General features: G+C 67.3%; 9 protein-coding genes. 3 read left to right on the top strand and 6 right to left on the bottom strand.

What is annotated here, in order from left to right; translation table 11 throughout:
* A partial coding sequence (locus ACFR9S_RS04500) for an aspartate/glutamate racemase family protein (RefSeq protein ID WP_379818147.1) occupies window positions 1–664 on the top strand: 664 nt, incomplete at its 5' end.
* 8 nt (window positions 665–672) lie between these two features.
* On the opposite strand, the gene ACFR9S_RS04505 is transcribed toward ACFR9S_RS04500, so the two are convergent.
* Genes ACFR9S_RS04505 through ACFR9S_RS04525 form a run of 5 tightly spaced genes read right to left on the bottom strand, consistent with a single transcriptional unit; the run spans window position 673 to window position 6724 of the window.
* On the bottom strand, window positions 673–1944 hold the full coding sequence (locus ACFR9S_RS04505) for an ABC transporter ATP-binding protein (RefSeq protein WP_379730618.1): 1272 nt from the start codon (window positions 1942–1944) through the stop codon (window positions 673–675).
* Window positions 1941–3059 carry an ABC transporter ATP-binding protein gene (locus ACFR9S_RS04510; protein WP_379730619.1) on the bottom strand — a complete coding sequence of 373 codons (1119 nt, stop codon included), beginning with the start codon at window positions 3057–3059 and terminating at the stop codon, window positions 1941–1943. Before ACFR9S_RS04510 ends, ACFR9S_RS04505 begins: the two co-directional genes overlap by 4 nt.
* Before the next feature lie 4 nt (window positions 3060–3063).
* Window positions 3064–4014 (bottom strand): ABC transporter permease, encoded by a 951-nt coding sequence (locus ACFR9S_RS04515; protein ID WP_379730620.1) that lies wholly within the window; start codon window positions 4012–4014, stop codon window positions 3064–3066.
* A complete protein-coding gene (locus ACFR9S_RS04520; RefSeq protein WP_379730621.1) occupies window positions 4014–5012 on the bottom strand; it encodes an ABC transporter permease in 999 nt (332 codons plus the stop codon). Before ACFR9S_RS04520 ends, ACFR9S_RS04515 begins: the two co-directional genes overlap by 1 nt.
* Window positions 5013–5053: 41 nt before the next feature.
* Window positions 5054–6724, bottom strand: coding sequence for an ABC transporter substrate-binding protein (locus ACFR9S_RS04525; RefSeq protein WP_379730622.1), 1671 nt, complete (start codon window positions 6722–6724; stop codon window positions 5054–5056).
* Between the two features lie 284 nt (window positions 6725–7008).
* Between ACFR9S_RS04525 and ACFR9S_RS04530 the strand changes: the two genes are divergently transcribed.
* Both ACFR9S_RS04530 and ACFR9S_RS04535 read left to right on the top strand, forming a co-directional pair.
* On the top strand, window positions 7009–8739 hold the full coding sequence (locus tag ACFR9S_RS04530) for a M28 family peptidase (protein WP_379818148.1): 1731 nt from the start codon (window positions 7009–7011) through the stop codon (window positions 8737–8739).
* 59 nt (window positions 8740–8798) lie between these two features.
* Window positions 8799–9758, top strand: coding sequence for an LLM class flavin-dependent oxidoreductase (locus ACFR9S_RS04535; RefSeq protein WP_379730464.1), 960 nt, complete (start codon window positions 8799–8801; stop codon window positions 9756–9758).
* Here the strand turns inward: ACFR9S_RS04535 and ACFR9S_RS04540 are convergent.
* Window positions 9759–10079 (bottom strand): hypothetical protein (locus tag ACFR9S_RS04540; RefSeq protein WP_379818149.1); only part of this gene is annotated, 321 nt, incomplete at its 5' end.

A 10079-nucleotide genomic window follows, 5' to 3' on the forward strand; every position in this document is an offset into this window, starting at 1 on the left:
GTACTTCCTCCGGGACGCGCTCAACTGCGAGAACCTCGGCGTCACCGTCGTCGAGGCCGACGCCGGACCGCTCTCGATCGAGAGCGAGGTCGAACACGAGTGGTGCGTGCGGAGCCTGCTCGGCCTCCTCAGGGAGACCGAGGACGAGTACGACGCGTTCGTCGTCGGCTGCTTCGGCGACCCGGGGCTGGCGGCGGCGCGGGAGTTCGTCGACAAGCCCGTCGTCGGTCCCGCGTCGGCGACGTTCCACACCGCGGCACAGCTCTCCGATCGGTTCTCCTGTCTGACGATCCGCTCGACGCCGGCCTCGAAACGGCGGCAGATTCTCGCCGACGGGCTCGGCGAGCGGTTGGCGAGCGTGCGCGTCGTCGAACAGGGGGTGCTCGACGTGGATCACGAGTCCGAGGAGATCGTCCGGAAGATGGTCCGCGAGGCCGAGGCGGCGGTCGAAGCCGACGGTGCGGAGTCGGTCGTCCCCGGCTGCATGAGCCTTGCGTTCATGCAGGTCCACGACCGCGTCGCCGAGGAGCTCGGCGTGCCGTTCCTCGACCCCGTCCGGATCAGCCTCGGGACGGCGGCGATGTGGGCCGAACAGGGACTGACCCAGAGCCGGGTCACCTACCCGGCGTTCTCAGCGGAACGCGAGGCGAGCCTGTTCGAGTAGGGTGCCGGCTACTCCCGGTGGAGGTGGCAGGCGGCGAAGCGGCTCCCCGTCCGGCTCGACTCGAGCTCGTACGCCGGCTCCGCCTGTGCACAGATGCTCTGCTCGGCGAAGGAGTCGGTGAGTAGCTCGGCGGCGGTGTCCCACTCGTTCGCGGCGACGTGGTCCAGCGCCTCGTCGACGACGGCACCCGGCTCGCCGTCGACGGTCACCCCGTCGAAGAACTCGGCCTCGACGGCCGCACGGTCTTCGAGGTCGAACGCGCGGCGCCTGACCGCCCGCATGAACTCACGGACGGCCGCCCACGCGTCGTCGTCGAGGTCGTACGCGTCCGGCGGGATGAGCTCCGGGCAGCGCGTTCGGAACCGACAGCCAGACGGGGGGTTCACCGGGTCCGGAACGTCGCCCTGCAGGATGGTCCGGGAGCCCGCTTGGCTGGGGTCGGGAACCGGAATCGCCGACAGCAGCGACCGGGTGTAGGGGTGTTTCGGGTCCTCGAACAGCTCCTCCTTCTCGGCCAGCTCCACGATCTGGCCGAGGTACATCACCGCGACGCGGTCGGAGATGTGGCGGATCACCGAGAGGTCGTGGCTGATGAACAGGTAGGTGAGGTTGAACTCGTCCTGCAGCTCCCGCATCGTGTTGAGCACCTGCGCCTGAATGGAGGCGTCGAGCGCGCTTGTCGGCTCGTCGCAGACGATGAAGTCCGGGTCGACCGACAGCGCCCGTGCGAGGTTGATGCGTTGGCGCTGGCCCCCGGAGAACTGGTGGGGGTAGCGGTTGTAGTGCTGGGGGTCGAGGCCGACCGCCTCCAGCAGCTCCCGCGCCCGCTCCTCCCGGCCCGCCTGGTCGTAGAGGTCGTGGGCCTTCATCGGCTCCTCCACGATCGGGCCGACCTTCATCCGGGGGTTGAGCGAGGATTGGGGGTCCTGGAAGATCATCTGCTGGTCCTTCCGGGTCCGACGGAGTTGGCCCTTGTCGAGGTCGGCGATGTTTCGCCCCTTGAAGTAGATGGCGCCGTCGGTCGGTTTGAGCAGACGGAGGATCGTCCGCCCGAGCGTCGACTTCCCGCAGCCGGACTCGCCGACCAGCCCCAGCGTCTCGCCGCGCTGGATCTCGAAGGAGACGTCGTCGACGGCGCGGACGTGCTCGACGGCCCGCTTGAGCGGGAACCCGCCGCTGAGGTCGAGTTCGACGCTGTCGAACACGCCGCTTCCCGTCGAGAAGTGTTTCTTGAGGTTCTCGACGCGGAGGATCGGCTCGCCGTCGTCGGCCTCGCTCATCGGCTCCCCTCCGTCACCTGCAGGTCCTCGCCGAACTCGTCGTCGTCGGACTGTATCGGCGCGCTGTGCTCGTAGTCGACGTCGAAGGCGTCGTGTTTCACACACGCCGCGTCGTGTCGGGTGTCGGTGTCGCTCACGTCCCGGGGTTCGGGGTTGATCTCCCGACAGACCTCACGAGCGTCCGGACACCGCGGGTGGAACCGACAGCCCGACGGGGGGTCGATAGCCTCGGGCATCACCCCCTTGATCGGCGTGAGCGACTCGACGGTCTTGTCGGGCCGCGGGACGGAGTTCAGCAGCGCCTGCGTGTACGGGTGTTTGGTGTCGTCGAACAGGTCGTGGACGTCGGCCTGTTCGGCCATCTGCCCGAGGTACATCACGTTCACGCGGTCGCAGATGTCCGCGACGACGGCGAGGTCGTGCGTGACCCAGACGAAGCTCGTGCCGTACTCCTCCTGGAGGTCGGACACCAGGTTCAGGATCTGCCCCTCGACGGTCACGTCCAGTGCCGTCGTCGGCTCGTCGGCCAGGATCAGCGACGGCTGGCAGGCGATCGCCATCGCGATGAGCACGCGCTGGCGCATCCCCCCGGAGAACTCGTGTGGGTAGTCGTCGAACCGGTCTTCGGGTTTGGGGATGTCGACCTCCCGGAGCGTCTCGATCGCCACGTCGCGTGCGTCCTTCGGCGGGAGATCCCGGTTGATCTCGATGAACTCCTGAAGCTGGCTACCGATCGTGAAGACCGGGTTCAGGCTCTCCATCGGGTCCTGAAAGATGGTCGCGATCTCCCGGCCCCGGATGCGTTCACGGAACTGTTCGTTCGTGAGCGTCTCCGGGCTCCGTCGGCGCTCGCCGTTGGGACCCTCCTCGAAGCTGAGGAGCGTCTCGCCGCGAAAGCGGATCTCGCCGCCGACGATCTCGCCGGGCGACTCGACCAGCCGGAGGATGCTGGAGATGGCGACGGACTTCCCCGCGCCGGACTCGCCGACGAGGCCGACGGTCTCCCCTTCGTGTACGTCGAAGGAGATGCCGTCGACGGCCCGGACGGTCCCTTCGGCGGTTTCGAACTGTGTCTGGAGGTTTTCGACCGAGAGTAGTGGTGTGTCAGTTGTCATTGTGTTAGTCGTTCAGCCGCGGGTCCAGCGTGTCGCGGAGCCCGTCGCCGAGGATGTTGAACGCCATCACGGTGATCAGGATGGCCAGCCCCGGCCAGACCGAGAACCACGGCGCCGGGAGCATGTAGTTACGCGCGATCGAGAGCATCTGCCCCCACGACGGCGTCGGGGGCTGAGCGCCGAAGCCGAGGAACGACAGCCCGGCCACGATCAGGATGTTGGTCCCCATCTGGAGGGTCGTCTGGACGACGACCGGCGCGAAGCTGTTCGGGATGACGTGACGCAGCAGGATGTTCCGGTCCTTGACGCCCGCCGCCTGTGCGGCTTCGACGTACGTCTCCTCGCGGATGCTGAGCACTTCCGAGCGGATCAGCCGGGCGAAGATGGGGATCGAGATGATGCTCACCCCGATCATCGCGTAGATGAGTTCCCGGCCGAACGCGGCCATGAACGCGATCACGAGCACCAGAAACGGGATGGAGTAGAGGATCTCCACGAACCGCATCAGCACGTCGTCGATCCAGCCACCGTAGTAGCCGGAGACGGCGCCGACGGCGGTGCCGACGACCACGCCGATGGTAGTCGAGACAAGCGCGATCTGGATGGCGATACGGGAGCCGTACAGCAGCCGGACCGCGATGTCCCGGCCGCGGGTGTCGGTGCCCAACGGGTGGGCGAGCACCCCCTCGCCGAACTGGTTGCTGAGCCCGACCGGCGGCAGGAGCGGGCGGGTGCCGGCGTTGTTCCGGAGCGGATGGTAGAGGTACGTCTCCGCCAGCCGGTAGTCGAGCAGTTCGGCATCGACGAACGCGAACAGCGCCATCCCGGAGATGATCGCGATCAGCACCAGACTGATCCGGGCGGTCGTGTCCTGAAGCAGCCGAGAGAGCGTGTAGGAGGCGCCGACGCGGGACTCGTACTCCTCGCCGTCGGCCTCCTCGGTTTCGGCCGCCATCACTCCTCACCCTCGTAAGTCACGCGGGGGTCGAGGTACGCGTAGGTCAGGTCGGTCAGCAGCGTGCCGATCACGAACATGACGCCGAAGAACAGCGTCGTCCCCATGATGAGCGCGTAGTCCTGTGTGCGGACCGCCTGAATGATCAGCCGGCCCATCCCGTTGATGTTGAACACCGTCTCGGTCAGCACGGCACCGCCCAGCGCGGAGGTGAGCTGGAGGCCGATGATGGTCACGACCGGCAACTGCGCGTTGCGGAACGCGTGTTTTCGGGTGATGACCGACTCCTTCACGCCGAACGCGCGGGCCAAGCTGATGTAGTCCCGGCCGAGCACTTCGAGCATCGACGACCGCTCGATGCGGGAGACCGCCGCCATCTGGAGGGTCCCCAGCGCGATCGTCGGCATGACGAGGCTCCGGGCGGTTTCGACCAACACGTCGAGCCGTGAGGTGGCTCCCTCCACCTCCGAGATCGGAGTCAACGGCATCACCAACCCGTTCGAGGGGAGCACCTCGAGGTGGTAGCCGAACACGATGATGAGGAGCAGCCCGATCCAGAAGTTGGGGGTGCTGACACCGATCAGCGAGACGACGCGGGAGGCGTGGTCGACCGGCTGGTTCCGGCGGCGCGCCGAGACGATCCCCAGTGGGATCGCGACGCTCAGGGCGAACGCGAAACTCGACGCGAGCAGCAGGAGCGTCACCGGTAGGCGCTCCATGATCTTGGTCGTGACCGGGACGCCGTAGTGGATGCTGCGTCCCAGATCACCGCCGATCGCCGCGAGAATGTACTTGACGTACCGTACGTGGAGGGGTTGGTCGAACCCGTAACGCTCCTCGGCGGCGGCGATGAGTTCCTCGCTCGCGGTCGGACCGAGCATCACTTCCACCGGGGAGCCGGGCATCGCGTTGATCAGGAAGAACGTGATCGACGAGATGCCGATGAGCACCGGGATCGCCTGAAGCAGCCGTTTGAGGGTGTATCGTAAGTGTGACATCTATGTCGTCGTGGGTGCGAAAACGGTCGTCGGGGGGAGGGTTACTGATCCATCCAGACGTTCGAGCCTTCCGCCTCGCCGTTGGTGTTGTTCCGCTCGCCGTACAGGTAGGGGTTGTACGTCGAGACGGGGTGGGTTTTCAGCCCCTTGACGTAGTTCTTCACGCCCATCGAGATGGAGGTGTAGTACAGCGGGAGGTGGACGCGGTCCTCGACGAAGAGGTTGATCGCCTCGATGTACATCTCGCGGCGCTGGTCGCGGTCGGCGGTGACTCGCGCCTCGGCCAGCAGTTCGTTGAACCGGTCGTTGTCGTAGTACTGCCCCTGGAACGCGCCGTCGATGTGGAGCAGTTCGTACAGGAAGCGGTCGGGTTCGGGCGCACGCGTCCAGCCCAGCAGGTAGATGTTCACCTGACTGGCGTCGCCGGAGTCGAACTGCTCGAGCATCGTCGCGAAGTCGAGGTACTGCACCTGCGCGTCGTAGCCGGCCTCCTGGATCCCGTTGGCGATGGAGACGGCGACCTGCCGGCGCTTCTCGGTCGATGAGACGATGATGTTACAGGTCCAGTCGTCGGGCACCCCGGCGCTCTCGAACAGCTCCTGTGCGCGGTCGATGTCCTTCTCGGACCAGCTGTTCTGCCACTCGTCGAGGGGCATGTCCCACGCCTCCGCGACGGAGGCGGGCAGCGGGCTGTAGATCCGGCCCCCGCCCGGCTTGATGTACTGGTCGATCGCCTGATCGAGGTCGACACAGTGGTCGATCGCCAGCCGCACGTCGCGCTTGGCACACTCCCCCTCGTTCTGGTTGAACGCGGCGAACTGGTAGCTCAGCGACGGCCCCTCGATCACGTCCGCGTCCGACATGTTCTGGACGGTGTTCCAGAACTGGGGCGGGATGCGGTTGATCACGTCCTGCTCGCCAGTCTGGAGCTGGGTCACGCGGTTGGTCGGCTCGTTGATCGGCGTGAACGTCACCTCGTCGAGGTTGGGGCTGCCGCTGCCCCAGTAGTCGTCCCAGCCCGCCATCGTGACGTGGTCGTTCTCCTCGAACTCCGTCACTTCGAACGGCCCGGAGCCGACGAACGTGTCGATGCCGAACCCCTCGGGGTCCTCCTCACGGACGCTCTTCGGGGCGACCGGGTGCGCGATGGCGTGGAGGATCGGGACGTACGGCTCGGTCAGCGTGAAGTGGGCGGTCTGGTCGTCCTCGACGTCGATGGACTCGACGATGCTGAAGTTGGAGGCGTAGCTGGTCTGCTCCTCGACGGTCGCCTCGAACGTGTACTTCACGTCCTCCGCGGTGACCGGGTCCCCGTTGTGGAACGTCGCGTCGGGGTCGAGGTTGAGCGTGAACTCGTTGCCGTCGAGCGTGGGGATCTCCTCGGCCAGGATGGGGACGAGGTTGGTGTTCCGGTCGTAGCCGAGCACCGGCGAGTACACCAAGTTCTTCAGCATGATGGAGTAGTTCCCGCCGTTGTTGTTGACGGGGTCCAGCTCCACCGGCGACGAGGTCTGGGCGAAGTTCAGCGAGCCGCCTCGCTTCGGCATCGCCGTCTGGGTGTCCGTGTCGCCGCCCCCGGAGGAGCCGGGGTCCGCGTCGGTCGGGGTTTCAGTGCCGTCGCCACCGGTACAACCGGCAAGTCCGACGAGGCCCGCCGACGCCGCGGCCTGGAGGAACTTGCGACGATTGTCTTGCCAATCATTCTCAGGCATGGGTGTAACCTACTCCCAAGCTTATTTAAATGTTTGTCATAGCGCGATCCGTCCCCGAAATATACTTCGAAGAGATTCAAATAGAACTTAAAAATAGGCCAGTAGAATATATAACACTCTTGGAGGAACTATCACGCGACGGCGGGACGGACCGAGGGTCCCGACACGCGCCGGTCGTTCGCCGGTTCGCGGGCGGTACCGCGACCGCGGACTGATCCCGGAGGTTCTACCGGTTCAATGTCACTTACGAGAAACTATTACGGACGGGGTGCCGAAGGTGGCGTATGGGTCAGCGACTCTACGAGGACGGGAAGCCATCGCTGTCGGGCGTCGACGCCGCCATCGTCGACGACGTGTCGGCCGAGGAGCCGTGGTCGCTCGTCGAGCGGTTCGCCGAACTCGAACGCGTCTCGGGCAGCGAGGACGAGCGCGCGGCGGCCGCGTACGTGACGGATCGGCTCGAACAGTTCGGCGTCGACCACGAGCTGTTCGAGCCGTCGCTGTATCTGAGCACCCCCGGCGAGGCGAGCGTCGAAACCGACGACGGTTGGACGGCAGCGTCGGCAAAGACGGTCGCGTTCTCCGCGAGCGACACCGTCTCCGGCGAGCTCGTCTACGTCGAGAACGACGACGAGATGGACTCCATCGAGGCCATGCTCTCGGTCTCCCTCGCCGGACTCCCCGCGGACCTCTCCGGGAAAGTCGTGATGAGCGAGTCGATCATCCCGATCAGCGCGATCTCGGAGCTCGCCGACCGGGGCGCCGAGGCGTTCGTCGGCATCCACCCACACGAGCGCGAACCCCACGAGGGGATCGTCACCCCCGTCTGGGGCGGCGCGCCGCCGTACGACGAACGGGAGCGGATACCCGACCTGCTCGTGGCGAACGTCTCCGAAAGCGACGGCCGCGAACTCCGCGAGAAGGCCGCCGCCGGCGCCGAGGTCACCGTCTCCGCCGAGACGACGACCGAGTGGCAGACCGCGCCCCTCGTCGTCGCACGCATCCCCGGGGAGTCCGCGCCGGACGTCGACGAGTTCGTGCTCGCACACGGTCACATCGACTCGTGGCACGAGGGCGTCACCGACAACGCGACCGGCGACGCCACCCTACTGGAGCTCGCCAGAGTCCTCCAGAGCCATCGGGAGGAGCTTCGGCGGGACGTGTGGGTCGCGTGGTGGCCCGGACACTCCACCGGGAGATACGCCGGCTCGACGTGGTTCACCGACGAGTTCGCCCACGATCTGGCCGAGCGCTGTGTCGCGCACGTGAACGTCGACTCGCCGGGCGTCGCCGACGCGACCGAGTACGACGAGCGCGTGAAGTGGATGGCCGCGGTCCACGACGTGGCGGCCGAAACCATCGGCGACGTGAGCGGGAAAGCGACTCGCGAGTTCCGGCCGGCGCGTGCGGGCGACTACTCGTTCAACAACCTCGGCATCCCGGGCATGTCACTGCAGTCCAGCATCCCGGAGTCCGTCAGGGAGGAGCGGGGCTACCACCCCGTCGGCGGATCGGGCGGCCACGCCGACGCGTGGCACCTCACCACGGACACGATCGAGAAAGCCGACCCGGAGGTGCTGGAGCGGGATACAGAGGTATACACCCTCGCCACCGCCCGGCTGAGTCGCGTGGCCCGCCCCGCGGACCCGGTTCGGGCGATCGACCGACTCGCGTCGGCGGCCGCGGAGTACGACGCCGCCAGCGGCTTCGACCTCCGCCCGGTGATCGACGAACTCGACGCGCTCCGCGAGGCGACGACCGCGTTCCTCGACGACGCCGACGGCTACCCCGACGCCGCCGACAGGCTGGTGAAGCGACTGACGCGCCTGCAGTTCGTCACCGAGGGGCCGTTCGAGCAGGACCCTGCCGAGAGCCGGGCGCCGCTGCCGCGGCTGGCGCCGGCCGAGCGACTCCCCGACCTCGACGGCGACGACGAGCGCTTCCTCGAACTCCAGCTCCGGCGTGCGCGAAACGAGGTCGTGGCGGAGCTCCGGCGGCTGCGCCGGTCGCTGTAGACGGTGCCCGCCCGTTGCCGGGGGTAGTTCTTTACCCGTGGTGGGGGATAGTGGAGGTGATGCGGTTCGCAGCAAACATTCCGACTGCCGCCGGCGCCTCGGAGTACTCGACGCTGGCGTTCTGTGACTCGATCTCGTGGGAGAAACAGCGGTCGTTCGCCCGCGCGACCGAGGCCGCGGGGTTCGACGGCCTCGGCGTTCCCGACCACCTGCTCGCGGGTGACGGCGCGACCACCGAGTGTTTCACGACCCTGACGGCCCTCGCCGGCGCGACCGAGGAGGTGACCCTGTTCCCCAAGACGGTGAACAACGAGCTCCGCCACGGTCCCCTGCTGGCGAAGATGGCCGCCGAGGTCGACAACGTCAGCGACGGCCGCCTCAAGCTCGGGATGGGCGCCGGGTGGAAGGCGGACGAGGCGGTGGCCTACGGCTACGACTGGCCGGACGCGCCCGAGCGACTGCGCGCGATGGAGGAGACGATCGAGCTCACCAAGCGCCTCTGGACCGAGGACGACGTCGACTACGACGGCGACTACTACCAACTCGACGGCGCCAGCTGTCGCCCGGGGCCGCGTCAGGAGCCTCGGCCGCCGATCATGGTCGGCGGCGGCGGCGAGGAGTTCACCCTCCGCATCGCCGCCAAACACGCCGACGAGTGGAACTACTGGGGACCGACCGAGGTCATGTCCCACAAACTCGACGTGCTGCGCTCCCACTGCGAGACGTACGACACCGAGTACGACGAGATCGACGTCTCCTGGTTCGCCCGGTGTATCGTCCGGGAGACCGAGGCCGAGGTCGAGGCGATCCTCGACGAGGTGCCGCGGTTCCGTGATCCGGACCCGGACGACCCGATGGCGTCGTACAACAACCTCATCGGCACGCCGGAACAGCTGATCGAGGAGCTGGAACCCTACGCCGAACTCGGCGTCGACGAGGCCGTACTGGAGTTCGTCGACTTCCCCGACGCGACCGGGGTGGAGCTGTTCGCCGACGAGGTCGTTCCGGCGTTCAGCTAGCTACGCCCGGTCGTCGAGGAACGCCTCCACGGCGTCGGCCGCCTCCTCGACGCCGTGGGCGAGCTTCGAGACGCCGCGGACGGCTTTCGTCCGGGCGAACCCGGCCCGCGCCCCGGTCCGATCGGGGAGCGACTCGGCGACCCGGAGGTACGGGAGCGGTTCGTGTGGCAGCGCCGGGTCGTGTTCGTGCGCCGGCGACTCCATGTACAGCGCCGGGATGAGGCAGTTCCCGAGCCGGACCTGTACGTCCTCCACGTCGGCCGCGACGCCGTCGTCGTCGACGTCGTTGACAACTTCGACGAACGCGTCGAGCGCGGCGTC

The organism is Halolamina salina (assembly GCF_042678005.1).
GTDB classification, from domain to species: domain Archaea; phylum Halobacteriota; class Halobacteria; order Halobacteriales; family Haloferacaceae; genus Halolamina; species Halolamina salina.

Coding starts and splice junctions, on each gene's coding strand:
- ACFR9S_RS04505 (WP_379730618.1), bottom strand. CDS start 1,944: ATGAGCGAGGCCGACGACGGCGAGCCGATCCTCCGCGTCGAGAACCTC.
- ACFR9S_RS04510 (WP_379730619.1), bottom strand. CDS start 3,059: ATGACAACTGACACACCACTACTCTCGGTCGAAAACCTCCAGACACAG.
- ACFR9S_RS04515 (WP_379730620.1), bottom strand. CDS start 4,014: ATGGCGGCCGAAACCGAGGAGGCCGACGGCGAGGAGTACGAGTCCCGC.
- ACFR9S_RS04520 (WP_379730621.1), bottom strand. CDS start 5,012: ATGTCACACTTACGATACACCCTCAAACGGCTGCTTCAGGCGATCCCG.
- ACFR9S_RS04525 (WP_379730622.1), bottom strand. CDS start 6,724: ATGCCTGAGAATGATTGGCAAGACAATCGTCGCAAGTTCCTCCAGGCC.
- ACFR9S_RS04530 (WP_379818148.1), top strand. CDS start 7,009: ATGGGTCAGCGACTCTACGAGGACGGGAAGCCATCGCTGTCGGGCGTC.
- ACFR9S_RS04535 (WP_379730464.1), top strand. CDS start 8,799: ATGCGGTTCGCAGCAAACATTCCGACTGCCGCCGGCGCCTCGGAGTAC.